This is a genomic window from Segetibacter koreensis DSM 18137 (genome assembly GCF_000374045.1).
GTDB classification, from domain to species: domain Bacteria; phylum Bacteroidota; class Bacteroidia; order Chitinophagales; family Chitinophagaceae; genus Segetibacter; species Segetibacter koreensis.
This window is the reverse complement of record NZ_KB893326.1, coordinates 130,158-155,810: the sequence shown is the minus strand read 5'-3', so window position 1 is coordinate 155,810 and position 25,653 is coordinate 130,158. Positions and strand designations below refer to the sequence as shown.

The following is a 25,653-nucleotide window of genomic DNA, read 5'->3' as shown; positions in this document are numbered from 1 at the left end:
AAACGGTTTTGTTCTATCAAAACTAAAAGAAGAATTATTACGGATTGAACCAGCAAAAAAAATTATAAAATGGAGTATTTCAACGACCATAAAAAACTCTTTTTAACAGCTCTCGGCTTATTTCTTTTTTTAACCATACTTGTAGCAATTCTGCCCGCCCTGTATAATCAGAAAAATAACGCACCACTACCCCAGGCAGAGGCATTGAGCGGCGATGCCTTGCAGGGTAAGGCAATTTATGTAGCGAATGGTTGCGTTGCCTGCCATACCCAACAGGTAAGAAATGTAGACATGGATAAAGTGTGGGGAGAACGTCCCAGCATTGCTGCTGATTATGCCTCTTTGCACCGTACCGATTTGTGGCGTAACACAGCAACCGTAATGGGTACAGAGCGTACAGGACCGGACCTTGCAAGTATTGGAACACGCCAGCCGAGCATTGACTGGCACCTCGTGCACATGTTTAACCCGAGAATTGTGGTAAAACAATCCATTATGCCTGCTTACCCCTGGATGTTTGAAGTAAAAAAAGTACCTGCCAAAGGAGATGTTGTGGTAAATGTGCCCAAAGAATATTTACAAGGGCAGGAAGGCAAAGTGGTAGCAACGAAAGAAGCATTGCAATTAGTCGCCTACCTGCAAACCCTCAAACAAATTAAATTGCCCGATGGCACTCCGAACCTCGAATTTTTATATAAAAGGGAAAAGAAAAACGAGTCTGGCGCTCCCCAGGAACAGCAGCTTGATGGAACCGCATTGTATGCAGCCAATTGTCAAAGCTGCCACCAGGAAAACGGTGAAGGATTAAAAGGTGCTTTTCCCCCTTTAAAAGGAAGCAAAGTAGTACTGGATGAAAACCCTGAGCTAATGGTAGATATAATTATGAATGGCTATAGCGGACGTGTGCAGGAAGGGTTTCCCCCAATGCCTGCAATTGGAACCAATAATAATTTAACTCCTGAGGAAATCGCAGCAATCATGAGCCATGAAAAAACAAGCTGGGGAAACAATGCAAAAAAAGTAACGTCTGCAGATATAAAAAAATTAATGGACCTAGTGAAATTGAAGTCAAAAGATACACCTGCAACTAAATAGGTCAACCTTTTAAATTGATAAAATATAATAGAAAATTTAAAAAGCTTACAATGAAAAAAATGCTATTAATCATCTGCCTGGTAATTGTAAGGATAGCAGCTATTGCATGCCCGGCATGTGAAAAGAGGCAGCCAAAAATATTACAGGGTATCACGCATGGCACCGGCCCCGATAGCAGTTGGGATTATGTAATTGTGTGGGCAACTATTTTTATTGTATTGATAACACTTTACTACACTATAAAATGGCTGATAAAACCTGAAGAAAAAAACCTGAACCATATTAAAAGAACCGTACTAAATTGATTTAAAATGGAAGACAAAAGCTCTCTTATAATTTTTATAGATGACGAGCAACAACCCGTCGGCTCATTTAAGTCGCCGATTAATTTTGAACTTGATACGCGTAAGTTGGTTGACGGCGAACATTTTTTACGGATAGTAAGCAAAGACCCAAGTGGCACGGAAGGCATACGTAAAATTCCCTTTACTGTACGTAATGGACCTGATATTTCAATAGAAGGCCTCAAAGAAAATGAAGTGGTAGATGGAGTGATTCCTATAATGATCAGCGCTTATGGCAAAGGCGACCAAAAAGTTTTTTTAATTGAAGGAAGTGAAACTCCGCGCAGTATTCCAGGCTGGGTTTGGATAGCCCACATACTGTTTGGAGGCTGGGCCATTTATTATTTAATCACCCAATTGTTTCAAAAATGATGAACGGGAGAACGGATATAGAAGGGATGAATGATATAAAATTATTGGTTGATACTTTTTATGATAAAGTGCGGAGTGATAGTTTTTTAGGGCCGGTCTTCGATGCCCGAATCCAAGATCGATGGCCGCAACATTTAGAAAAAATGTACACTTTTTGGCAAACAGTGTTGCTTGAAGAACATACTTATTTTGGCGCCCCGTTTCCGCCTCACGCAAACCTTCCTGTTGATCATCAACATTTTGAACAATGGCTAACGCTATTTACTAAGACAATCGATGAACTGTTTTGTGGCGAAAAAGCAAATGAAGCATTGTGGCGTGCAAATAAAATGGCACAAATGTTTGAAATGAAAATCGAACATTTTAGAAATCAAAAATTCAAAACCCTCGTATAATGTGGAAGCAATATGTTATGCTTATGTCAGTGTTAGTATGGTCAGGGTGCCTCATTGCCATTAGCTTTATGGAATCTTGGCTAAAGTTTCGTGCGCCCGGCGTTACTGTACCTATAGGCTTAAGTATTGGAAAACTTGTCTTCGGCGCTCTTAATAAAATTGAATGGTTGTTTGCAGCTATAATTTTCATTAGTTACATTTCTAATAAGCAGCAAGTAGTCTCCAGCAACATCGTGTTATTTGGAATTGCTGTTTGGTTTCTGATTGTGCAAACATTTTGGCTGTTACCTGCTTTAGATGCCAGGGCTAATATAGTTATTAGCGGAAAGACTTTAATGCCTTCTTCATTACATTGGTACTTTGTGGGTGCTGAGGTTATTAAACTTTGCACGCTCTTTGTGCTTGGTTTTAAGTTGTTTAAAGGGTTTGTTACAGGTTAACTAAACGTCGCTTTTTATACTTGAAATATGGCTGCAATAAAAATAAAACGAGTTTATGATTTTGCAGAAAAATCTGATGGATTTCGTGTGCTGGTTGACAGGTTATGGCCCCGCGGTATAAAAAAAGAAAATGCTCATTTTGATCTTTGGATGAAAGTAATTGCTCCTTCAAATGAACTGCGAAAATGGTTTAACCATGATCCCGCAAAATGGGAAGAATTTAAAAACAGGTACGAAACGGAACTACAACAATCGAATGCATTAAAAGAACTGTCATCGTTTATAGATAAACATAAAACGGTAACACTAATTTACGGGGCTAAAGACGAACAACATAACCAGGCAGTCGTTTTAAAAGATTTGCTGGCAAAGAATAAGAATACAAAGGAAACTGATTAAGGAAACTATACACCAGATTTGTAAAAAACTTTCAATTCCTTTCAATAGGTATTCACTATTCACTATAATTTAAAATGGAAAAAAAACCTATCAAACGAAACGAGCATATTGTTAAGCTCTCAAAAGACCACCACTTCACTTTGTTGTTTTGCTGGAAAATAAGAAACGGATTAAAGTTCGAAATAGAACCCGGCAGAATAGAAAAGTATGTACAATACTTCTGGCAACACCACCTTCAACCGCATTTTAAGGAAGAAGAAACTATTTTATTTGCCCCGGTGAAAGATGCCGCGGTGCAAAAAGCCCTTGATGAACATGCACAAATTACTCAACAGATAAACACTTTGCCTTCTGCTGGAAATAACCTGGCAGATCAATTATCAATTCTCGCCGGTACAGTAGATAATCATGTTCGGTATGAAGAAAGAGAATTATTTCCTCACCTGGAAAAGGTATTGACAAATGAGCAATTGGAAACCATTGGAAAACAAATAGCAGCTCAAAATGATCCGACGTTAAAAGATGACTTTGCAGATGAATTTTGGCTGAAGAAAAAGGACTAACTCCAGATGGCAATAAATAAGACGTACATTCACTTCACCGCCTACTATCAAGGCGAAAAGTATGAATTGCAAACCTACGAAGGCGAATATAGAAACCTCATGGTTTTACTGTACGATAAAATCTATATTGAAGATTTTGGTGAATGTAAAGGCATGGGCCGATGTGGCACATGTGTTGTAAAAGTTGAAGGGCTGCCTGCCGGAATGAATACCCTGGAGAGAAATGAAGAAAGGACACTTTATAAAATGGGCATACAATCATCTGAACTTCGCCTTGCGTGCCAGATATTAGTGGATGAAAACTTAAAGAACATAAACGTGGAAATTATTGGCGGAGAGTCATTGTTATAAACTTATTAAAGTGCTTCAAAAAAGCTTGTTCCTATTTGTTCGCTAAAACCTAATTTTATTTGACAAGAAACAAAACTGCCGATCTCGTTTCTGCATAAAAAAGGGTTATTTACATAAGTACACCTTCCTTTTTCAGGAAGCCCCAATTCTCATCTCTCTCAATAAAAATAGTAGTTATTATGCCAAATGAACTTACCGTGTGGCAATAAGCCCGCCAGTAGAACTTCTATTTAATATCATTGCTTCATACCCTTTTACTCCTAAACATAGCAGTTGCAATATCATTGTCATAAAAGTTTAAAAAAATTAGAAAATATTAAGTATAAAAGTACTTTAATACTTTTATTATAGTTATCTTTGGTATCTAATTATAACACTCTAAATATAAATTTCATGGAAACTTTACAGGAGAATTTTATTGATGTTACCCTCATTGAACCCAAATCAAAACACCCCACTATCTTTAAGGTATTTGACAACTTATCGGGTGGTGAAAGCCTAATCATTCATAACGATCACGATCCAAAACCGGTTTATTACCAGTTGTTGGGCGAACGTGGGGACACTTTCAACTGGCAGTACTTACAGCAGGGACCCGATTGGTGGGATGTTCGTATTACAAAAAAAGGTGAAGACGATAAAGAAACTATTGGCCAAATAGCGGTAAAGGATCTGCGCAAAGCTGAAGTGTTTAAAAAATATGGTATTGATTTTTGCTGCGGTGGCAAAAAAACAATTCGCCAGGTGTGTGCTGAAAAGGGTATTGATGCCACTAAAGTCGAGCAGGAGCTGCAGCAGATGAATCAGCAAAACAAAACAAATAATAATGCCTATGATGATTGGAACCTCGATTTTTTGGCTGACTACATTACAAATACACACCATAGATACATACGTAAATATTTACCTGAACTTCGCGGATATGCCTTAAAAGTGGCACAGGTACATGGTGAGAGACATGCAGAATTATTAGAAATTCAAAAACTAGTGGAAGGAATTAACGAGGAACTAACACAACATTTAGAGCAGGAAGAAAAAGTGCTATTTGCTTACGTGAAAAAAATTGTGCAGGCAAAAAACACTAATCAACCACTTGATAAAAAAGGAAAAGACCTGGAAACGTTAATTGAAGAACTAGAGAAAGACCACGCTTTTATAGGAGAAAGCTTTGATAAAATAAGAGTGTTGTGTAAGGGCTATGCAATTCCTGAAGATGCTTGTGCCAGTTATAAATTATTATTTAAAATGTTGCAGGAGTTTGAAGATGACCTGCACCTACACATACACTTAGAAAACAACATCCTTTTTCCTAAAGCAATAAGAATGGAAAAAAACTTAGGTTAAAAAGAATTTGTGTATTATAAATGCTGTTTTTGCTGATGGGATTACAATAGCTACATCTTAACAGGATTGCTGCTGCCGCAACCAAGATGTATAACACAATCAATAGCAAAAAGTTAAAAAGAGAGTTATGGAAATGAAAGAGGTTTATAAAAATGACTTGTATAAAATTCTAAGTGTTTCGCTGAATGTAAGTGAGGCTATGCCATTACATTATGCTACTTCTGATGCGTTTATTATTGTTAAAAAAGGAAAAGGCAGAATAAGTTTTGCAGACAGGCAGGTAACATTGATGCAAGGAGAGAGCTTGTTAATTAAGGCAAATGAGACACATAAGATGGAGATTTTAGAAGACTTTAGTGCAAACGTGATTTTGAACGCAGAAGCAAGGATTAATTTCAATGATGTTAAAACTCTTTAGATATTCATTGTCGCCCTAACTCTTTTTACATTTCTTAATCTTATAATACTGATGTAAGAAAATTTAATCAATATTTTAATTAGGTTATGCTTATTAATTCTCAAACAAAAATTTCCGCGTTACTCAAATATCATCCCGACGCTTTGGAAGCTATTGTGGCACTTAGTCCTGATTTTAAAAAATTACGAAATCCTGTATTGCGAAAGTTGATGGCAGGTAGAACCAGCATTGCAATGGCATCAAAAATTGGAGGCTGCACTCCTTTCGACTTTTTTGAAAAGCTACAGCCTTATGGTTTTGAAATGGAAATTTCGAAAAAAGTGGAAGAAGAAATTCTAACTGACCAAAAGCTGACTCCCCCATTTTTACAAAACGCAAAAGCAGAAAATATTGTTTCGCTTGATGTTCGTTCAATTCTTGCAAGTGGAAATGATCCGTTAAAGCTAATTCAGCAAACAGTAAAAGGGTTACAGCAAGACCAGGTATTGAAAATCATCAATACATTCGAACCGACCCCCCTAATACAACTGCTGAAAAAACAAGGCTTTCAATGGCATGTAGATGTAGTGGAAAAAGATTTGGTGGAAACTTATTTTTACAAAAAAACAGCCACTCCAAATATTCAGGCGGAGTCACCCGCGAACGAAATAAACAATTGGGATCAACTGCTGAAACGTTATGAAGAAAAATTGCAGGCAATTGATGTTCGTAATTTAGAGATGCCGTTACCTATGACGACTATCCTGGAAGCTTTGGAAAAGCTGCCAGTCGAAAACGCACTTTATGTGCATCATAAACGAGTTCCTGTTTTCCTGCTTGCCGAGTTGAAAGACCGGCAATTTGATTATCGCATTAAAGAAGTGAGCGATGGTGACGTGTTTTTGCTGATCTTTAAAAGCTAATATGTTTCCATTTACATCAAATACTGGCCTACAAAAAACCACGTCTTACAAAATAGTGCTGCCGTTTTACATTTTCGCAGGGCTGTCTTTCTTATTGGCTTGTATCTTATTATTAGTTAACACGAGTGTTGTTCACCAGCATTATTTTCATCCCAAAACATTAGCCATCACCCACCTAATGGCATTGGGATGGGGAACAATGATAATATTAGGCGCAAGTCATCAATTGCTTCCGGTTCTGATAGAAGGAAAGCTGGACAGTGAGTTGCTAGCATATTTTTCATTCATTTTTGCCGCTATTGGAATTCCATTCCTGATCCTGGGATTTTATTTTTTCAATACCGGCTCGGTACTCCAAACCGGAGCAATATTGATAAATGCAGCAGTAATTTCCTATCTCGTAAATGTAATCAGCAGCATTTACGAAAGTAAAAAGTATAACGTATATGCCTGGTTTATGGCAACTGCCTCGCTGTGGTTGTTTGCCACTACTTTTTTTGGATTGTTGTTGGTATTCAATTTCACTCGTTCGTGGTTGCCAAATAATTCTACTGAGTATCTATCTGTTCATGCTCACATGGGGTTAGCAGGATGGTTTTTACTATTGGTGATTGGAGTCGCTTCGCGGCTTATTCCTATGTTTTTAATTTCAAAATACACTAATACCAGAACTTTGTGGTCGTTGTATGCTTTGATTAATGCAGCATTGATTGGTTTTATCTTATTAAAGACGAATGGCAGTTTCACAGGCTTTTATTACTCACCTTTTATACTGGCACTCATTGCGCTTATATTGTTTGGAAATTACTGTTTTAAAGCATATAAAGTTCGTATCCGTAAACAGGTAGATGAGCAAATGAAAGTGTCATTGTTGTCGGTAGCATTATTGTTTTTACCATTGCTTAGTTTGCTGGCAGTTATTTATTTTATTTCAAGCAGTATAAAAACAAATCTTGTTTTGCTGTATGGCTTTTGTATTTTCTTTGGATGGATAACCGCCATCATCTTTGGTATGACTTTTAAAACATTGCCTTTTATTGTTTGGAACAAGGAATATACAACTAATGCGCTTATAGGAAAAACGCCGGCGCCCAAAGAATTATTTAGCCAAACATTATTTCAAATTATGTCATTGCTTTACCTGCTGGGATTTTTACTGTTTATCTTCGGAATTATCTTATTAAATGATACTCTCTTAAAAACGGGCGCTGTTTGTTTGTTGGCATCTGCGGTATGTTATGTTTCCAATGTGGCTAAAGTCATTTTTCATCAACCCAAAAAATAATGGAAGTAATTACGAACAATAACCTAAAATGCACCATCGCACTTGCAGGCTTGTATAATGTACATGACCCTGAAATTGGTTTGAACGTTGTTGACCTGGGATTGATTTATCAAATAGATTTTGATGAAGAAGCAAAGGAAATTTATGTTAGCATGACTCTTACATCCCAATTTTGCCCAATGGGTGAAAGCATTACGAATGGCGTAAAACAATCGGCGTCTAACGCTTTCCAAGATTATTCGGTAAGTGTACAACTCATATTTAATCCAGCTTGGAACGCAGACCGAATTTCTATTGAGGGGCAAGAATTTTTAAATCGTTAACTTTATGTTGAGCTATACTTGTAAAACAGCAATTAAGGCAGTAATCTATCTGGCATCAAGAAGTGATCGTGGCGAAAAAGCGGGAATAAGAGAAATTGCAGAGCACATTGATGCAAGTGAACACACCGTAGGTAAAATTTTGCAGACATTGGCGAGGCAAAATTTAATCAATAGTTTAAAAGGTCCTTCGGGCGGGTTTTTTATTAATAAAACGCAGCAAAATCAGCCTATCAGCAATATTGTAGAAACCATAGAAGGCAACCAAATTTTTAAAGAATGCGGCTTGGGTTTAAGCAAATGTTCTGCCAGGCATCCCTGTCCCATTCATGATGAATATAAAGTGGCAAGAGATATGATTGAAAAATTATTTCGTGAAAAAAAAGTAAAGGATCTTTGTCACCCGGTAACTAATGGATTAGCATATTTAACAGGATAAATTATGAAAACAAGTTATGGAACTTTGTCGGAAACCATCAACGGTTTGAAAAAAGAAGGCTACGACCTTGACTTCAATATTCAGGAGCAGTGTATCGTTTGCCATCAGACAAATACGGCATTATCACCTGAAGATTTTGAAATTGACAGAGCTTATCGTTTTGAGGGAGAATCTGATCCCGATGATGAATCTGTTCTGTACGCGATTTCTTCGCCAAAGTATAACGTAAAAGGATTGCTGGTGAATGGATATGGAATTTATTCAGATGATGCTTCCGCTGCGCTCGTGGAGAAGTTGCAGCAGCACCATGAGTAGGTTGTATTATTTAATTAACAAGCATTAGTAAAATTTTATATTAAAATAAGTACATGGAAAACAAATCGAACGAAGCTACGCCACAACGCCCCGAAGGCGACCGAGTGTTGGATGCAGCTCTGGTTACTATGGATTTGAATCATTTGATGGAGCAGGTGAGAAAAGAGTCTTCCTGGAAAGATAGTGACCGCAATTCCATCACTATTTTTAAATCAGACAACATGCGTGTTGTGCTCATTGGTTTACATTCTGGCGCTGAACTAAAAACACATACCGCCAACGGCATTATCAGTGTACAGGTACTTGAAGGGCTTATAAAATTTACGACAGAGCAAAATACGGTAGAACTGCAAAAAGGTCAAATGCTGACACTACATAAAAAAATTCCACACGGCGTAGTAGCTTTAAAAGAAACTTTCTTTCTGCTTACAATGGCTATTGCGTAAGAAATGTGAAATACAATAACGGAAGTTTATTTTAAATTTGTCAATAAGCATTTTTGGCGAATTCGCTAGCTCCTATTTAATGCCTTGTTTGCTCGTGTTAGTTTCAGAGGCTCTTAATTCTCTTTCTAAAAAATAATTAAGAGCAGTTCGCAAAACAGCAATAGAAGCCAGTTTTCCTATATCATCCCAAGTTGGCGCTATTGCAGTGGCAAGTATATCTGCAGCTAGCAATAATTCAAGTGCTACTGTTAACGAACTTCCAAATTGTATTCTAATAGCTTGATTAGCTGCACCATCATTAGGGTGAAATATGTTTATAAAATATCGGTACAAAAACTTAAGCAATGAAATTCCTATAACTATTGCAGCGATAACTTCTACTGTGCTGCTTAAATGCTTTGTAATTGTTTCAGCTATATCTTTCATAACTTCTACTTCTTATGGAGTTTATGTAAACCCTTTCGCCTTACATGCTTTCTCAAAAATGCTTCAATAAATATTCCAATATAAGTAATAAAAAATACGTCAGCGCTTTCTCAATTTATGATGAAGGAAATAATCATTTGAAGATTTTTGGTGTAAAAAATTCATTTAATGTCAGATTATATCTCATAAATGCTCATGCCATAAACCATAACGAATTATTAGAATACTATTAGAATTCTTTTTAGTTTTATAAGAATACAATAAACGAATAACCCGGGAAAATGCATTAACGTTTTTAATGAAAGTGCGTTGAAAACTTTTTCAACCATCGAGAAACATTTTTAAGAGCATGTCACTTCTTATTTTTGTTGTTTTATTTCAAAAGTGTTTTAATTTGTTAGAATATTTTACGGTGTTTTCATTGGAGCTAATAACTCTAACAACATTCTAATCTTAACTGCTGCAAATGGTTTTGTTTTTGTTTCTTTTTATAACAAATGAAAAGTTATGGAGAGGACAAAACAAATTCCTCCTGGCTGGGATTACAATCCTTCTACCTTACAACAAAGGCTGCCATTAGTGCTTGTTGCTTTACTTGGCTTTTGTATAGCAATCTATCTTTCTCTTTTTCAACTTAAGATTATACATAGTGTTTGGGATCCATTTTTTGGTAGTGGAACCGAAAAAGTATTAACCTCCCCCATTTCAAAATTGCTGCCTGTTCCAGATGCACTTTTAGGTGCCTTTGGTTATATAGTTGACGCTGTTTCAGGAATAGTAGGAGGACCTGAAAGATGGAAAACAAAACCATGGATAGTGATTGTTTTTGGAGTAGCAGTAGGGCCGTTAGGTTTAGTAAGCATTTTGCTGGTAATATCTCAACCGGTATTATTTAACGCCTGGTGTACCTTGTGCTTATGTAGCGCAGTTATCTCCGTGTGTATGATAAGCCCGGCAATGGATGAAATGCTTGCAAGTCTTCAATTTTTACAAAGGGTAAAAAGAAGTGGAAACCCGGTATGGAAAGCATTTTTGGGAGACCAGAAAATTATAAGCACCGTACCATAAAATTAAGCAGTGTAACAATAAACGCAAATGTTATGTGGGCACAAATAGTAAACATATTAATCGGGATAGGAATAATGGTGGCTCCGGCCATGTGCAATTTTAATAAGATAGCTGCTGATAATAATCATATTGTTGGACCTTTAGTGCTAACATTTGCTATCATTTCACTTTGGGAAATCAATAGAAATGTCCGACGGTTTAACATCGTTACGGGCGCGTGGCTGGTCTTCTCTCCTTTTCTATTGGGTTTTGGTGCCTCCGCACGTATAACAGATATTCTTTCAGGTGTTGCAGTTATTGTTTTCTCCGTATTTAAAGCCAAAATTAATAACAGGTACGGTGGCGGATGGAGCTCTTTATTTCAAAAACAACCAATGCACTTAAAGGCAGCAGAGCAGCAGGATTCAAATAATGCATAAGAGAGAGTTAGATTGCAGAAATTATATTCTTTTTTATAATCATTAACCACAAATATCCTTTTAAATGTTACTTCTCGCCGAACAATTGCGGAAACCGGTGACTGGTATACGTAAAAGTTGTAACAATTATAACTTCAAAAACTGTAATAATAACACCGAAATGCATCTCTAAAAACTTACCGCTAGCTCCCTTCTGCTCTTACTTTGCGCAAGATTCATGTTTTTTAGTTCAACCTTTATTTTTACCAGAATTAAGCACAATCACCAAAGCCCCAACGCCGATACCAGCAACGACTCTGACAAAATTCCTGTTTATGCCCGCCCATAAAGTGTAGCTTTTTTTGGCAGCAATATCCGCAAAACTTCCGTGAGCTCCACGGTCTTCACGTATTGGCTCCCATACATTATTTTTTCTGTTTGGGTCTGCTAGCTCATCTGTTTGTTGTCCTTTTATCCCAGTCTTTGCCAACACAATATCAGCATACCAGGGTGCTATTTTATTTCCGATGATAGCCTCATAAGTAGGATAACCAACCCATACGCTCCTCCTGTTGTGTGCAGCAGCAAAAACTATAGCCCGGGCAGCTACTTCTGGCTCATATACTTTACCCATTGGCCTTGGCTTATTCGGAAGCTTACTAAGCACCCAGCCAAACTGTGTTGTATTCATTGCCGGCAATTGCACCATGCATGTTTTTATGTTGCTTTTCTCGTGCATTAATTCAGTTCTGAGAGAATCATAAAACCCCTGGATGCCATGTTTTGATCCGCAGTATGCAGATTGCAGGGGAATCCCCCTATAAGCTAAAGCAGAACCTACTAAAACAATAGAGCCTTTATCTCTTGGTAACATTCTTTTCAATGCAGACATTGTTCCATAAACCTGGCCCAAATAAGTAACTTCCGTCACCCTTTTAAACTCTTCAGGAGTAATATCAATAAACTTAGCAAAAACGCTGTTCATCGCATTATTTATCCAAACATCTATCGGTCCAAACTCTTTCTCAGCCCTCTCTGCCGCTGCCTCCACCGCGTTAGCGTCTGCCACATCGGTTGGTATGGCTAATGCCTTTCCTCCATAAGCTTCTACTTCTTTTTTAGTTGCTTCCAGTTGTTCTATTCCACGAGCTAACAATACTATTTTCGCTCCCTGCTTTGCAAACTCCCACGCAGTTGCTCTTCCTACACCACCGCTTGCTCCTGTAATTACGACGACCTTATCTTTAAATCTTTTTGACATGATTATTATTTTTTTTTATCTTTTTTTATCTCAATCATTTTCTCCCAATTCTGCTGTCTGTTTATACTCGCATGAGCACTTGCTAAAACACATACTTATCCCATACTCCATACTTTTCTTTTATTACGCCTTTGGGAATAGATAACCCAATTATAACTAGCCCGGCAAGCGCGTCAATAATTTTTAATGCAGCAAAACCATCTAATAACTGCATTTTTTACAGAGAAGTAAGTGGCAGGAAAACATCCGCTTCTTTATCAGGGATTAGCAGCATATTCTATGCTAATGATGTGTACCATTTCGACGTAAAGCAATTTAAATTTTTGTTTTTAGATGCAGATTAATAGAAGATTAGAATCTTATTAGAATTTATATAAAGAAAGGAGATTTAATAGAGCACCAGATTATGTGTAACATATTCTACCTTTTTTAGTATTGCAAGTTGAAGAAGAATGAGTAGCTCGCATATTAATTGCATACCTGATATCTTACTTACAAGATCAAACTCTAACAGCATTCTAATCTGATTTACATAAAAGTTCAGCTGATGTTTTGCAATTTGCATTTGACGTAATGAGTGGGAATCGATAATTTAAAAATAACAGTCATAAAAAGGTTAGTTATTAAGTACGTTGAAGCTAAAATAAGACAACGATTAATTAACCGCTAAACATCAATACTATGAACAGCGAAAACATGGAAAATGCTGAAAAGAGCTCTAACTTTAAGTCGGACGAGCGCCGAGGTTATAATGAAAATAGTAATTACGAAGACGCTAAAAACGATTATCAAAATATAGGGATGGGTGTTGATAATAACAATGATAATACAAACCCTAGTACAAACGCGAATGAAAATAATAATAGCTCTTCAGTAAAAAATGCACAAAATAAAGCCGGATAAAGGATCAGCTTCCCCACTATTGCATTTGAAATAAGAAGAGCATTTATAATTTAAAAATGCTCTTTTAGTATTTATTCTTCTCTTTTTAATAATCCATCAACCAGAGATTGCCATTGAATTTTTGCAAAACCGGCAATTGCGCCTGAACCTACGGCGGCGTTACGCGCTTTGTCTGTTATTGTATCTACATCAATATTAGGTTTCGCATTTCGGTCATGAATGCTTGCTGATATTTTGTTTCCTTCCCGAATCGCCTTGAACGTGCTCGTAGATTCTTTACTAAAAAAATGGGATACATCATTTGACAAGTTGGTTGGTTTTTTTGCAGGTCTTACCATTATTGAAATGCTTTCTATTTCCGCTTCATTTTGTTCTTTTAATTCTTCAATCTGTACCCAGTCGAAACCTTCGCCTGCTTTTGGTCCCGGTCCCGGAATATCTATTTTAAAATAATCACCTTGCTGAGCCAGGCGGTTTAAAAGTTCACCTTTTTCATTTGTTAATTGAAAACTTGCCAGGGCTTTACCTGCAAGCTTTTGCCAGTTATTAACATCAAGCAACCGTTGCCTGACGGTTTTATAGAATGAACGCGCTTCGTTTACATCTTTAAGTTCTAAAGAATTATCGGCGTTAATGGCAACACCTGTTTCATTAGGTGGAATGCCTTGAGATCGATGATTTTCTTTCATATATTTTTATAGAAAAAAGTTATGCCATCTTATATTTTGGATGAAAGATTTCTTTACCTCTCTGCAATCGCTTTCCTTTGCAAATTATGGCCAAAAGAAACCGTTCTTTACTGATATTGATCCTTGGGCTTCTTTCTGCAATCGGTCCTTTTTCGATCGACATGTATCTCCCGGGTTTTCCCGCTATTGCTGCTAACCTGCATACATCGGTTGATCATGTTGCTTATTCATTGTCTAGTTTCTTTATAGGTATTTGTGCCGGTCAGTTGCTTTGCGGTCCGCTGCTAGACCGCTTTGGCAGGAAAAGACCACTTTGCATAGGCCTTGTACTATATATATTCGCTTCAATAGGATGTGCCCTGTCGAAATCGGTGGAGATACTGATAGCCTTTCGTTTCCTGCAGGCGTTGGGGGGATGCGTTGGAATGGTGGCTCCCAATGCTATTGTAAGAGACGTATTTCCTGTGGACGAAAACGCAAAAATTTTTTCTTTATTAATACTGATACTTGGGGTTTCTCCTATACTGGCCCCAACCGCAGGAAGTTACATTATTGCATCCTTTGGGTGGCCCATCGTATTCGTGGTGCTTGCTATAGTAACGGCTTTAATTTTATTGGCGGTGATCTTTTGGTTACCTGAAAGCAAAAAACCCGATCCAACATTTTCACTTCTGCCGAAACCTATTCTTACAGGCTTTGGTAACGTACTAAAACAACCACAGTTTTACACATATGCATTTGCAGGTGCTATCGCCTCTGCCGGCCTGTTTGCCTACCTTGCGGGCTCCCCTTTTGTTTTTATGGAACTGTATGGCGTGAGTGAGCAGCAATACGGATGGATCTTCTCAGCGATAGCCGTTGGCCTGATTGGAAGCAGCCAGCTTAATAACATCATTTTAAAAAAATATAACAGTGCCCAGATCATAAGAGTGGTGTTGTTTTCACAGTCTGTTATCGGGCTGTTACTAGTTACCGGAATTGCTCTTCACCTCTTGCAGCTTTACAGTACGATATTTCTTATTTTCCTGTTTTTAAGTTGCCAGGGTTTTACGTTTCCCAATTCGGCGGCTCTTGCTATGGCACCTTTCACCAAAGGAGCAGGAAGCGCCTCTGCATTAATGGGTGCTTTACAGATGGGTTGTGGCGCTATAGCTTCGGCGTTGGTTGGATTGTTTTTTAACCACACTGCTTTACCTATGGCAGCTATAATGGCCGGTTGCAGCGTACTGGGTTTAACCATTCTTATTATCGGCCGAAAGAAAATTTATTACCGGGCAAGGCACGAAGACGTAGAAGCGCAGTGTTTTGAACTGATAGAGAAATACTAGGACTGGGAGACTATTACTGTTATTATTATTGTTCAGCTTGTCAATTAAGTTTTAGCCTCTTACCCGTTATTTCTAAGGTAAAATCAATCGTGTCTAAAACAAGTGTTATTTTACTTTTACGTACGCAAAATAATTGCCGTAAAGGTATTTAACCGATATTAGTGCTTTGTTCTAACGAATAACAACTGCTTCATGAAACGCAACTACTATATTGTAGCCCTTATAATGCTTACTTTCTTTGTCATTTCTTTTCTAACAAATGTCATTGGCCCACTAATACCCGATATAATTAAAGGATTTAATTTAAGCCTTACACTCGTAGCTCTTTTACCCTTTGCATTTTTTATAGCATATGGAGTAATGTCTATACCGTCAGGTATGCTGATTGAAAAATATAAAGAAAAGAAAATAATGATAGCAGCATTTATAGTTGCTTTCTTCGGCTCATTGCTTTTAGCGCTGATGCCCGGCTATTTATCGGCTGTGTTGTCTCTTTTTTTAATAGGTTCCGGCATGGCTATGTTGCAAGTGGTAATCAATCCATTGTTGAGAACTTCAGGAGGGGAAGAACATTATGCATTTAATTCTGTATTAGCTCAATTAATATTTGGCCTGGCTTCCTTCCTCAGTCCATTGGTTTACTCTTATATTGTTTTAAATCTTCAAAAAGGCAAGCCGGGTTCCTTGTCAATATTTCAATCACTGGTTCCCGTTAACCTGCCCTGGATATCTCTTTATTGGTTATTTGCAGTCATTTGCCTTTTAATGATCATCGTTATTGCTCTTTCAAGATTTCCAAAGGTTGAATTAAGCAATGAAGAAAAAGCGGGACCATTAGAAACACATGTTCAACTATTTAAAAAACCTGTAGTCGTTTTATTCTTTATTGCCATGATCTGTTACGTAGGTACGGAGCAGGGAGTTGCCAACTGGATATCACAATTTCTATCAACTTACCACGGGTATGATCCGCAAACGAAAGGTGCGCAGGATGTTGCTTATTTCTGGGGGTTGATGACTGCCGGCGGAGTAGTAGGTTTGCTTCTTTTAAAGATTATGGATAGCCGTAAAGTCTTAATTATCTTTACCCTTCTTGCTCTTGTATGTTTAACGCTCGCCCTTTTTGCGCCGGCAAAAGTTTCCTTTGTTGCTTTTCCGCTGGTTGGTTTTTTTGCCTCAGTCATGTACCCTATTATATTTTCTTTAGCATTAAATTCCGTTGAAGAACACCACGGGTCCTTTGCCGGCATCATAGTTACCGGCATTATTGGTGGCGCAATTATTCCATTAATCATTGGCTGGTTAGGAGACCATTTGGGGTTGCGGGTAGGTATGCTGTTTTTGTATTTAACAATGGGATATATTTTAAGTATAGGCTTTTGGTCAAAACCAATTATTACTAATAAAACCATTAAGCTTTTTGATAAGAAAAAAGCACACAATTGAATGTATATGACAAATGAAAAAGTTATAGGCGTAGATCTTGGGGCCACAAATATCAGGGCGGCCACAGTTAAGAAAGATACGATTTCAGGCATACAGTCAAAACGTATTAATAGCAGGGGCTCAGTAGAAGAAGTTTTGAAAGACGTTTTTGAAATTGTAGATACTTTAGTTGACAATTCCATAACGGCGATAGGTATAGGAGTTCCTGGGGTGGTAGACGTAGAACAGGGAGTTGTTTACGATGTACAATACATTCCATCGTGGAAAGAAGTGCCGTTAAAAAGAGAGATGGAACAACGTTACAACCTGCCAGTTTTTGTAAATAATGATGCGAATTGCTTTGCCCTGGGGGAGCACTATTTTGGAAAAGGCATAGATAGTGAATCGATGATTGGACTAACTATAGGAACCGGGGTTGGCGCGGGCATTATCATAAATAAAAAATTGTATGCGGGATATAATTGCGGGGCCGGCGAATTTGGCATGGTCGATTATTTAGATAAAGTATATGAGTACTACTGCAGCGGCTCATTCTTTAAAAACGTATACCAGTTAGATGGTGAAGAGGTTTTTGAAAGAGCAAAAAAAGGTGATGCGCAAGCCCTGGAACTCTATGCAGAAATGGGAACACATTTGGGAAATGCAATCAAGCTAGTTATGTATGCCTACGATCCTTCGTTGATCATACTTGGCGGCTCCGTACGAATGGCTTATGATTTCTTTCAGCAATCGATGTGGCAAAGGATAAAAACGTTTGCTTATACAAAATCAGCAAAACGTATTAAAATAGAAATATCAGAACTCGAAAACAGTGGCATACTTGGTGCTGCAGCACTTTATTATGATTACGTTCAATAAAAAATCTTACAGTAATCGTTAATATCTTTTCGTGACAGAATATAAAATCTTACTAATATTTCTCTCCCATTAACAAATAAAACATTTATGAAAATTATTTACAACTACCTCTCACTATTAACACTGCTTCTATTATTTAATGTTGCCACTACTAAAGCCCAGGACAACGGCAAAATACGCGTTATAATGATTGGCGCCCACCCCGATGATTGTGATCAGGATGGTGGCGGTACAGCCATTGTTTTTGCAAAGATGGGATATGCAGTAAAATTCGTTTCTGTTACAAACGGCGATGCAGGTCACCAAACTATGAAGGGCACAGCACTCGCTAAACGAAGATTTGCAGAAGCACAGGAAGCAGGTAAACGTTTCGGTGTGACGTATGACGTACTTGATAACCACGACGGGCAATTACTGCCTACCCTAGATGTACGTTTGCAAATAATTAAAAAAATTCGGGAATGGAATGCAGATGTTGTAGTTGCACCAAGACCCAACGACTACCATCCTGATCATCGTTATACAGGTGTACTTGTACAGGATGCCGCATATATGGTAGCTGTTCCTAATGTAGCGCCTGAAACACCTGCCTTGAAAAAGAATCCGGTCTTCGTTTATTTCCAGGACGGTTTTAAAAGGCCCAATCCTTTTCGTCCGGATATAGCAGTTGACATAAGCAGTGTATATAATCAAAAAGTTCATGCAATGGACGCGCACGAGTCTCAGATGTACGAATGGTTGCCCTGGATCGGTCACTACCTCGACCAGGTTCCTCAAGGCAAAACTGAAAGGGAGAAATGGCTGGGACAAAGAAGTGCAGTAAAAATTACTCCTGATGTACACGCAGCACTCGAAAAATGGTACGGAAAAGACAAGGCGGCGCAAGTGCAGAACGCAGAAGCATTTGAGATATGTGAATACGGCGCACAACCAAATGATGAGGAAATACGCAGATTATTTCCTATGCTTGCAAAGAAAGAAAATTAAAAATGACAGAAGAACCAGGGTTAATAATTAATTCTTTGATGTTTTTCGCTTTTATAATTTATTTATGCTTTTTGTCTTTTAGAAAATAAGAATAAATAATAACTATGTCTTTAAAATCAGTAAAATTATAACTAACAATGATTCTAACTTAGGCATTAGTATTACTCCTAAAATTTTAAAAATAATCCAAGCTTTAAACAAATATTTTTAACTTGTTGCCCCATTATAAAATGACAAAAGGTGACTGTAAAAAAGCACCTACACTGCAATATGAAAAAGATAATTTTTAATAGTTTCCTGACAACTTTTAGTTTTTTATTATTATCAGGCTACAGCAAAGCTCAGACTTCACATGCTTCGCATGCAACTTCTGTAAATGAAAAAAAAGACGAAATGAATCTAACTACGAATAAAGGTAATGAACAAGGTTGGAGGCAACTCTTTGATGGCAAAGATCTTACCGGTTGGAAACATGTGGGCAAGGGAAGCATGTCTGTTGAAGACGGTATGATCCGTGGCCACGGAGGCATGGGTTTATTGTACTGGACAAAGGAAAAATTTAGCAATTGCACTTTCCGCATAGTGTACAAGATGCAAAAAGAGAACAGCAATTCAGGTATATTTATCCGCATACCTATTGAGCCTCGTGAAGAGTGGATGCCTGTATTTTATGGTTATGAAGTGCAGATAGATAACCATCCCGAAACCTCTAATGAAGATGATTATCACTATACAGGCACGCTTTATTCTTTAACCAAACCGTTGGCTCATCCGGGCAAGCCCGGTCCTGAATGGAATACTATGGAAATTACATTAGACGGGCCTCGCACTATTGTTTCTGTAAATGGTGTAAAGGTGACGGATTATAAAGAAGGAGACCCGGTTCCTGAGCGAAAATTTGATTTTGAGCCATATCGTGGCATTCGTCCCAATTCAGGTTATTTTGGATTGCAAAATCATGGTGATGATGATGTGGTTTACTTTAAGCAAGTTTCCGTAAAACCTCTTACCAGCAAATAATTACCTTTATAATGGAAAATAGCAATAATAACAACAATAATAGTAATTCGGATAAGGGAGCTATCAGCCGGGGCGAATTTATTAAAAAAACTGCATTAGCAACTGCCGGATTTTATATTGTACCTCGGTTTGTATTAGGTGGAAAAGGATTTGTGGCTCCGAGTGATAAATTATATATCGCCGCTGTGGGCTGCGGTGGAGAAGCCGAAAATGATATTCATCATTATGCTAACGCGCCTAAAAAAAATGCCGTGGTTGCCTTTCTTTGCGATGTAGATGAAAGGCAGGCTGCCCCACGCCGTAAGGAGTTTCCGAATGCACCATTTTATCATGACTGGCGAGACATGTTTGACAAGGAAAGCAAACATTTCGATGCAGTTACCGTGGCCATACCTGATCACAACCACGCGATCGTAGGTCTCAGTGCAATGCAACTCCATAAACACTTATACCTGCAAAAACCCCTGACACACGATATCTATGAAGCTCGGGTTTTAACTGAAGCTTCGAAAAAATATAAAGTGGTAACCCAGATGGGAGACCAGGGGTCGTCGTGTGACGGAATGCGAACCCTTAGGGAATGGTTTGAAGCAGGGCTTGTTGGAGATATCGAAAAAGTATATTGCTGGACGGATCGTCCGGTATGGCCGCAGGGTATCTCGTGGCCAGATGCAAAACCGCCGGTGCCAAAAGAACTTAAATGGGACCTGTGGTTGGGTACAGCGCAACAAACCAATTACATAGACAACCTGGTTCCTTTTAATTGGCGCGGATGGTGGCAGTTTGGAACCGGGGCGCTGGGAGATATGGGATGTCACATTATGGGCCCACCATTTAAATTACTTGAGCTTGGCTACCCGTCAGAAATATCTGGCAGCGCCAGTACAGTGTACAAGGGCATTTTTAAAGAAGGAATTTATCCTGAGAGCGGCCCGGTATCGAGCTCAATTAAATTTAAATTTAAGCAAAAGAACGGTAACGACCTCGATCTGTACTGGATGGACGGAGGAATTACTCCTGAACGCCTTTCGGAACTGGATCCCAGTGTTAATATGAATGAAGCGCTAGGGGACTGGCCCGGGGAGAATGATTTTGAAGGATGCACGTTATTCATTGGTACTAAAGGCAAAGTTTCATGTGGCTGGGGTGGCAGTCATCCACGATTATTACCTCTTTCACTCAACAAAGATGTTAACATTCCTAAAAAATATCCTCGTGTGCAGGGAGACATGGACGGCCACTGGTGGCAATGGGTAGACGCATGCATTGCTGGTTATGGAAAAATGGAAGTAGATTCTCCTTTTGAAGGTTATGCTGGTCCGCTTACAGAAACCGTTTTGCTCGGCAACTTATTATTACGCAGCTTCAATATTCAGGAAAAGATAAAAAGGAAAGATCCTGTTTACGGCAATATGGAAGGCAACAAATTTCCTGGCAGGTATGTCAGCCTTAAATGGGACGGAGCAAATATGAAGGTAACCAATTTTGAACCCGCAAACCAATTTATAAGAAGGGAATACAGGAAAGGTTGGGGAAATGTGTCTTTGTAGGTTTTTATATTGAAATCGTAAAATAAATACGACATATAAAAGAAAAGAAGAATAATCAATGAATTCTTTTAAAGGAAGTTTTAGAAATTTATATTACTAAAACTTCCTTTAGTTTTATATATCCTGCTTTACTTACAGGCAGCCTGGCATCTGTTGTTGGCAAAAACATTTTATTGTAACCAAAAAAGAACTTGATCCTAAACTAATAATAAGTACATACCAATATCTTTCCTGACTCGGCAAAAAAATACCGCGTATTGTTACTGATAAGTATTATGTTACTTATAATACTGCCAGCCAAGGCAATCTTCACATCGAAACCCAAAGTTGACATTAGCACAACGACTGGCATAATCAGCCAAACAAGCTCTAACGTTGAAAAAGCTATTCTAAACCGGGTATCCGAAAAATTATGATACAGCCCGTTTGTGATCTAGTTTAGACCCGTTGCCTGATAAGAACCGCTTGCAAGTAAATGGGCTGCTTTTACACGTATAGAGCGAATGTAAATATCTGGCCTTTCGTCTTCATAGATTTTTGAATATACCTCTGCACCATCTGAGAGTACGTCTAAAAGATGTATTTCTGAAACATCAATAAACTTCCACTGTACAGGCTTATTTACATAATTTAAAAAACAATCTTCCTCTTGTTTGCCAATGTTCCTTGCCTTGTGAAAAGCATGTATATTGTTTTCTGCATGTATTAAACGTAACTGTTCATCAAATTGAGAATTATGATCGGCTTCTCCGCAAATTATCTGGTAAACTATTTTTGCCATGTACCATTTCATACTAACATGTTTTAAGTGAGGCCCAAATAATACTTTTAAGAAAAAAAACGAAAAATAAAAGAAAAAAGACCCAATAAAAACGATTTTTTATAAACGGTATTTTTTTGAAGCCGACATTTTGTTCTTCATGCTTCATTGTTGCGACGCTCCGTTTTGACTATAAACCTTTTGGCATCTTTTCTTATGTTACAATTGAAACTTCAAAAATGTCTCATCTTTTTGGATGAGCGGTAATAACTCATGATGGCGATGACACCAAAAACCTATACCTCTTGACGCTAAAATTTTCTGCAGGTCCGGTTGCCCCAGATTACTCTGGTCTTTTATCGTCCCAATTCTTTATTTAATGCAACAAAACTAATTATCTCAAGAAACTCCTATAATAGCGTTTAGGTTTAAGAAGATGATAAAATCGGAATCTTCGAAAAAGCAGGTAAAAGATTGTCAGATATGAACATTTGCTATTTCAAAAAGGTTATAAAAAGAGTAATGGCGAAAATGAGATTAAAATGATGCATAATAAGACCATAGAACCAGCAACTGCACGAGGTTAACATGGGTTGGCATCCTAAAGCTGAAGAAGTTTTGTGGAGACCCGAATTGCAGGAAGTAAAATACAGCCAAACAGGTGGCCGGAATGTGCGTTACAAACGGGGAATTAAAAAAGATTTGGTAGATACTTTAGTAGATATGGTACATGAACAAATGCCTTATTGCCCCATACGATATGCGTTTTAAGGTTTATGACACGCTACTGATTCCCAAAATATTTGCAGAGCCGTTTCCTCCAACACACAAAAATATTAAACGCTTCTAAAAATCCATATTTCCAGGTTTACAATTATTTTAGAAGAAATTGAAGCCACCTTGTTTTTTACCGTTCATACAAATAAATGCTTCTGCTGCTTTTACACCTAATTCTCTTCCCCTGAATTCTTCCATAGCAGCGTGACCGCAGGCATAAATACCCGGAGGATCCTGGCTGGCGTGACAATAAAGTGCTTTCCTTTTTTGCTCCTGGGTATCGGTTATATCAATATAATCCGTAGGATGAAAAGTCATAGTTTGCTCGCCTGCACATACTTCAAAAAAATACAGAAGAAATTTTTGTTGGGAACGCATCCAGGTCTGTATGGTTAATAAGCTAGCAATCTGGTGATCTTTATGAGAATCAATAGGCCAGTGGGTAAAAACAATATCAGGCTTTTCTATCGAAACCAGGTTTTGTATTTTACTTAACCACGCATTGTCCATGATGGTATCACCATCTATCTGGCCTGCAAAAACCGGTTTTGCTTTTATCACATCACAGGCTTTAATTGCTTCCTGTTTTCTAATATCAGCTGACTCTGCATGGCTTTTTCCTTCAATGCCAGCTTCTCCGGTTGTTAAGTAAATAATCGTTACATCGTGGCCGCTTTTCGCTAACCTTGCCAACGTGCCACCGCATCCACTTTCAGGATCATCAGGATGACCACCTACACAGACAATCTTTTTCTTTTCAATACGTTCTAGCTTTTGAGCTTGCAATATAGAGGGCAGCGATACTAAACCTAATCCACCTGCTGCATTTTTTACAAATTGTCTTCGGGACTTTGAGGAAACTTTCAATGGCAATTTTTGGTAAAAATAACGATTGAAATGAAGAAACCAGAATAGTAAAATTTTAGTTGAATAATTGCAACGAGAGTAGCAATATGTCGTTACTTTCCAAAAACCTTTTTTAATAACTGCGTTGTTTGCGCCATTGGATCTTTTCTGATTTTTTGCTCCTGCAAACCAATTTCATGAAATATACCTGCTAATGCTTTTTCTGTAACATAAGCAGAAAGATCAGTATTTACTTTTTGCAAACTAAATTGATTATATGTTGAAAAGACAGTGTTCCAATATTTTGTGGCGTCTACTTTTGAAAGAGACTGTTCTATTACTGGTCGAAAAGCTTCGGTAAGATTATTGGTGGTTTTGTTTTTAAGATAATCGGTGGCAGCAAAATCGCCTCCTTTCAAAATGCCTGCAGCATCCTGTATGCTCATTTGCTTTATTGCGTTTATAAAAATTGGGGCTGCGCTTTTGCTTGCATCTTCTGCTGCACGATTCATACTTACAATTGCATTATCCACTTGTTTCCCTAACCCTATGCTTCTTAATCTTTGCTCAACCTTTTTAGCCTCCTCAGGCATTAAAATTTTTATAGCCGCATCTTTTAAAAAACCATCCACCGCCGAAAGTTTTGTTACACCTCTTTCTGTCCCCACCTGTAGAGCCTCTTTTAATCCGTTTGCAATAGTAGAGGTTGATAAAGTATCTTTATTGGAAGCAGTTGCAGCATTTACAACTTTATTTATTGAAGAAACGGTCGAGGTATCCTTCGCAATCTTATTTACAAGTCCTTTTAATCCCTGGCTATTAGTATTAGAAATAAAAAAAGTAGATAAAGAAAGAATTATTATAAGTTTTTTCATGTTAGAATTTGACATTGCAAGTCAAAGATGATACCATTCATTTTCAGTTTTAATAAAATACTGTTTAGGTTCGGTTAAAACAAATAGTAAAACATTGATTCGTGCACAATGCAGTGTACTATAATTATTTTTTAACCACTTCCATACATCAACTTTGCTACTTTTGTTTTAAGACAATCAAAATGAAAAAATTTTTAGCTTTTAGTTTATTAGCACTTTCTGTTGCAGCCTGCAATACTAAATCATCTAACGATAATGATACAACAACAAATGCTACACCCAATACGGTAGCGCCTCCGGCGAATATCAGCTATAACATTGTTGCTACTTACCCTCACGATACCTCGTCTTTTACACAGGGACTAATATGGCAAAACAATACTTTGTACGAAGGTACAGGACTCGAAGGGCACAGCCGCCTTATGACCGTTAATCTTAAAAATGGAAAAGCCAGTCAGTCAGTTGCTCTTGATCCTTCCATTTTCGGAGAAGGAATAACAATCCTTAACAATAAAATATATCAGCTTACCTGGCAGAATCATAAAGTCTATGTGTATGATGCAAAAACACTTAAAAAATTAAAGGAACTAACATGGGAGCATGACGGATGGGGATTAACAAACAACGGCACAGATTTAATTGCAAGCACAGGAGAAAGCAACCTTTATATTGTCGATCCGGAAACTTTTAAAATCAAAAGAATTATAGGTGTATCTGACAACACCGGACCTGTAGGAAATCTAAATGAACTGGAATATGTGAATGGCGCTATATACGCAAATATTTACCTGACAGACTATATTATAAAAATAGACCCGGCAAACGGACATATTTTAGGCAAGATAGACCTGAGTGGATTACTGACGAAAGCTGGAAAAAATGTTGATACTGACGAAGGTTATGTACTGAACGGAATAGCATATGACAGCGCTAAAAAATCTATGTATATTACTGGCAAAAAATGGCCGCTGATATTTGAAATGAAAGTGAATTAGTTTTACTATTGAAGGTACAATCGCACTTCAATTATTTC

34 protein-coding genes are annotated in these 25,653 nt (G+C 37.8%); 27 read left to right on the top strand and 7 right to left on the bottom strand.

The window, feature by feature from the left end:
* The first annotated feature begins 69 nt into the window (after positions 1-69).
* The 16 genes from B154_RS0112055 to B154_RS0111980 all read left to right on the top strand — a co-directional run bounded on the left by B154_RS0112055 (position 70) and on the right by B154_RS0111980 (position 9,428).
* Positions 70-1,095 carry a cytochrome c gene (locus tag B154_RS0112055; RefSeq protein ID WP_018614505.1) on the top strand — a complete coding sequence of 342 codons (1,026 nt, stop codon included), beginning with the start codon at positions 70-72 and terminating at the stop codon, positions 1,093-1,095.
* A gap of 50 nt (positions 1,096-1,145) precedes the next feature.
* Positions 1,146-1,400 carry a hypothetical protein gene (locus B154_RS0112050; protein ID WP_018614504.1) on the top strand — a complete coding sequence of 85 codons (255 nt, stop codon included), beginning with the start codon at positions 1,146-1,148 and terminating at the stop codon, positions 1,398-1,400.
* A 6-nt stretch (positions 1,401-1,406) separates the two neighbouring features.
* Positions 1,407-1,811, top strand: coding sequence for a hypothetical protein (locus tag B154_RS0112045; protein ID WP_018614503.1), 405 nt, complete (start codon positions 1,407-1,409; stop codon positions 1,809-1,811).
* Positions 1,808-2,206 carry a group III truncated hemoglobin gene (locus B154_RS0112040; RefSeq protein WP_018614502.1) on the top strand — a complete coding sequence of 133 codons (399 nt, stop codon included), beginning with the start codon at positions 1,808-1,810 and terminating at the stop codon, positions 2,204-2,206. Before B154_RS0112045 ends, B154_RS0112040 begins: the two co-directional genes overlap by 4 nt.
* A gap of 23 nt (positions 2,207-2,229) precedes the next feature.
* Positions 2,230-2,646 carry a hypothetical protein gene (locus B154_RS0112035; protein WP_245542591.1) on the top strand — a complete coding sequence of 139 codons (417 nt, stop codon included), beginning with the start codon at positions 2,230-2,232 and terminating at the stop codon, positions 2,644-2,646.
* 27 nt (positions 2,647-2,673) lie between these two features.
* Entirely contained in the window at positions 2,674-3,045 is a 372-nt protein-coding gene (locus B154_RS0112030; protein ID WP_018614500.1) for a DUF488 domain-containing protein, read from the top strand.
* 74 nt (positions 3,046-3,119) lie between these two features.
* Positions 3,120-3,608, top strand: a complete 489-nt coding sequence (locus B154_RS0112025) for a hemerythrin domain-containing protein (protein WP_018614499.1) — start codon at positions 3,120-3,122, stop codon at positions 3,606-3,608.
* A 6-nt stretch (positions 3,609-3,614) separates the two neighbouring features.
* Entirely contained in the window at positions 3,615-3,959 is a 345-nt protein-coding gene (locus B154_RS0112020) for a 2Fe-2S iron-sulfur cluster-binding protein (protein ID WP_018614498.1), read from the top strand.
* A 393-nt stretch (positions 3,960-4,352) separates the two neighbouring features.
* Entirely contained in the window at positions 4,353-5,303 is a 951-nt protein-coding gene (gene ric / locus B154_RS0112015; protein ID WP_018614497.1) for an iron-sulfur cluster repair di-iron protein, read from the top strand.
* Between the two features lie 127 nt (positions 5,304-5,430).
* Positions 5,431-5,721 (top strand): cupin domain-containing protein, encoded by a 291-nt coding sequence (locus B154_RS0112010; RefSeq protein WP_018614496.1) that lies wholly within the window; start codon positions 5,431-5,433, stop codon positions 5,719-5,721.
* 86 nt (positions 5,722-5,807) lie between these two features.
* Positions 5,808-6,623, top strand: coding sequence for a DUF2249 domain-containing protein (locus tag B154_RS0112005; protein WP_018614495.1), 816 nt, complete (start codon positions 5,808-5,810; stop codon positions 6,621-6,623).
* A gap of 1 nt (position 6,624) precedes the next feature.
* Positions 6,625-7,908, top strand: a complete 1,284-nt coding sequence (locus B154_RS0112000; protein ID WP_018614494.1) for a heme-copper oxidase family protein — start codon at positions 6,625-6,627, stop codon at positions 7,906-7,908.
* Positions 7,908-8,231 (top strand): metal-sulfur cluster assembly factor, encoded by a 324-nt coding sequence (locus tag B154_RS0111995; RefSeq protein WP_018614493.1) that lies wholly within the window; start codon positions 7,908-7,910, stop codon positions 8,229-8,231. The genes B154_RS0112000 and B154_RS0111995 overlap by 1 nt, the downstream gene beginning before the upstream one ends.
* Positions 8,232-8,235: 4 nt before the next feature.
* Positions 8,236-8,667, top strand: a complete 432-nt coding sequence (locus tag B154_RS0111990; RefSeq protein WP_018614492.1) for an RrF2 family transcriptional regulator — start codon at positions 8,236-8,238, stop codon at positions 8,665-8,667.
* Positions 8,668-8,670: 3 nt separating this feature from the next.
* On the top strand, positions 8,671-8,982 hold the full coding sequence (locus B154_RS0111985) for a hypothetical protein (RefSeq protein ID WP_018614491.1): 312 nt from the start codon (positions 8,671-8,673) through the stop codon (positions 8,980-8,982).
* A 53-nt stretch (positions 8,983-9,035) separates the two neighbouring features.
* Positions 9,036-9,428: a cupin domain-containing protein gene (locus B154_RS0111980; RefSeq protein ID WP_018614490.1), complete on the top strand. Its 393-nt coding sequence runs from the start codon at positions 9,036-9,038 to the stop codon at positions 9,426-9,428.
* Between the two features lie 72 nt (positions 9,429-9,500).
* Here B154_RS0111980 and B154_RS0111975 read toward each other — a convergent pair whose 3' ends face one another.
* Positions 9,501-9,854, bottom strand: coding sequence for a DUF1622 domain-containing protein (locus tag B154_RS0111975; RefSeq protein ID WP_018614489.1), 354 nt, complete (start codon positions 9,852-9,854; stop codon positions 9,501-9,503).
* Positions 9,855-10,361: 507 nt separating this feature from the next.
* Between B154_RS0111975 and B154_RS0111965 the strand changes: the two genes are divergently transcribed.
* Together B154_RS0111965 and B154_RS0111960 are read left to right on the top strand one after the other, a co-directional pair.
* Positions 10,362-10,922, top strand: coding sequence for a vitamin K epoxide reductase family protein (locus B154_RS0111965; protein WP_018614488.1), 561 nt, complete (start codon positions 10,362-10,364; stop codon positions 10,920-10,922).
* Positions 10,874-11,341 (top strand): SPW repeat domain-containing protein, encoded by a 468-nt coding sequence (locus B154_RS0111960; RefSeq protein ID WP_018614487.1) that lies wholly within the window; start codon positions 10,874-10,876, stop codon positions 11,339-11,341. Before B154_RS0111965 ends, B154_RS0111960 begins: the two co-directional genes overlap by 49 nt.
* 229 nt (positions 11,342-11,570) lie before the next feature.
* On the opposite strand, the gene B154_RS0111955 is transcribed toward B154_RS0111960, so the two are convergent.
* Together B154_RS0111955 and B154_RS33615 are read right to left on the bottom strand one after the other, a co-directional pair.
* Complete coding sequence (locus B154_RS0111955) at positions 11,571-12,581, bottom strand: SDR family oxidoreductase (protein WP_018614486.1); 1,011 nt, start codon at positions 12,579-12,581, stop codon at positions 11,571-11,573.
* An 82-nt stretch (positions 12,582-12,663) separates the two neighbouring features.
* Positions 12,664-12,795, bottom strand: a complete 132-nt coding sequence (locus B154_RS33615; RefSeq protein WP_018614485.1) for a hypothetical protein — start codon at positions 12,793-12,795, stop codon at positions 12,664-12,666.
* A gap of 467 nt (positions 12,796-13,262) precedes the next feature.
* Here B154_RS33615 and B154_RS0111940 point away from each other — a divergent pair, with 467 nt between their 5' ends.
* Positions 13,263-13,484, top strand: a complete 222-nt coding sequence (locus B154_RS0111940) for a hypothetical protein (protein WP_018614483.1) — start codon at positions 13,263-13,265, stop codon at positions 13,482-13,484.
* 71 nt (positions 13,485-13,555) lie between these two features.
* Here the strand turns inward: B154_RS0111940 and B154_RS0111935 are convergent, their stop codons facing one another.
* On the bottom strand, positions 13,556-14,173 hold the full coding sequence (locus B154_RS0111935) for a hypothetical protein (RefSeq protein ID WP_018614482.1): 618 nt from the start codon (positions 14,171-14,173) through the stop codon (positions 13,556-13,558).
* 86 nt (positions 14,174-14,259) lie between these two features.
* Here B154_RS0111935 and B154_RS0111930 point away from each other — a divergent pair, with 86 nt between their 5' ends.
* The 6 genes from B154_RS0111930 to B154_RS0111905 all read left to right on the top strand — a co-directional run bounded on the left by B154_RS0111930 (position 14,260) and on the right by B154_RS0111905 (position 21,362).
* Positions 14,260-15,501: a multidrug effflux MFS transporter gene (locus B154_RS0111930; protein ID WP_018614481.1), complete on the top strand. Its 1,242-nt coding sequence runs from the start codon at positions 14,260-14,262 to the stop codon at positions 15,499-15,501.
* A gap of 192 nt (positions 15,502-15,693) precedes the next feature.
* Complete coding sequence (locus tag B154_RS0111925; RefSeq protein WP_018614480.1) at positions 15,694-16,947, top strand: MFS transporter; 1,254 nt, start codon at positions 15,694-15,696, stop codon at positions 16,945-16,947.
* A gap of 6 nt (positions 16,948-16,953) precedes the next feature.
* Positions 16,954-17,805: an ROK family protein gene (locus B154_RS0111920; RefSeq protein WP_026260140.1), complete on the top strand. Its 852-nt coding sequence runs from the start codon at positions 16,954-16,956 to the stop codon at positions 17,803-17,805.
* An 87-nt stretch (positions 17,806-17,892) separates the two neighbouring features.
* Entirely contained in the window at positions 17,893-18,792 is a 900-nt protein-coding gene (locus tag B154_RS0111915; protein WP_018614478.1) for a PIG-L deacetylase family protein, read from the top strand.
* 270 nt (positions 18,793-19,062) lie between these two features.
* Positions 19,063-19,812: a 3-keto-disaccharide hydrolase gene (locus tag B154_RS0111910; protein ID WP_018614477.1), complete on the top strand. Its 750-nt coding sequence runs from the start codon at positions 19,063-19,065 to the stop codon at positions 19,810-19,812.
* A gap of 11 nt (positions 19,813-19,823) precedes the next feature.
* The gene (locus B154_RS0111905) at positions 19,824-21,362 is read left to right on the top strand and encodes a Gfo/Idh/MocA family protein (protein WP_018614476.1); all 1,539 of its coding nucleotides are present in this window, start codon (positions 19,824-19,826) and stop codon (positions 21,360-21,362) included.
* 433 nt (positions 21,363-21,795) lie between these two features.
* Here the strand turns inward: B154_RS0111905 and B154_RS0111900 are convergent, their stop codons facing one another.
* Positions 21,796-22,155 carry a DUF4288 domain-containing protein gene (locus B154_RS0111900; RefSeq protein WP_018614475.1) on the bottom strand — a complete coding sequence of 120 codons (360 nt, stop codon included), beginning with the start codon at positions 22,153-22,155 and terminating at the stop codon, positions 21,796-21,798.
* A 555-nt stretch (positions 22,156-22,710) separates the two neighbouring features.
* On the opposite strand from B154_RS0111900, the gene B154_RS0111895 reads away from it, so the two are divergent.
* Positions 22,711-22,893, top strand: a complete 183-nt coding sequence (locus tag B154_RS0111895) for a hypothetical protein (RefSeq protein ID WP_018614473.1) — start codon at positions 22,711-22,713, stop codon at positions 22,891-22,893.
* Between the two features lie 108 nt (positions 22,894-23,001).
* On the opposite strand, the gene B154_RS0111890 is transcribed toward B154_RS0111895, so the two are convergent.
* Positions 23,002-23,766, bottom strand: a complete 765-nt coding sequence (locus B154_RS0111890; RefSeq protein WP_018614472.1) for a PIG-L deacetylase family protein — start codon at positions 23,764-23,766, stop codon at positions 23,002-23,004.
* A gap of 92 nt (positions 23,767-23,858) precedes the next feature.
* Positions 23,859-24,620 carry a DUF4197 domain-containing protein gene (locus tag B154_RS0111885; protein ID WP_026260139.1) on the bottom strand — a complete coding sequence of 254 codons (762 nt, stop codon included), beginning with the start codon at positions 24,618-24,620 and terminating at the stop codon, positions 23,859-23,861.
* A 182-nt stretch (positions 24,621-24,802) separates the two neighbouring features.
* Here B154_RS0111885 and B154_RS0111880 point away from each other — a divergent pair, with 182 nt between their 5' ends.
* Entirely contained in the window at positions 24,803-25,615 is an 813-nt protein-coding gene (locus B154_RS0111880; protein WP_018614470.1) for a glutaminyl-peptide cyclotransferase, read from the top strand.
* Positions 25,616-25,653: the final 38 nt, after the last annotated feature.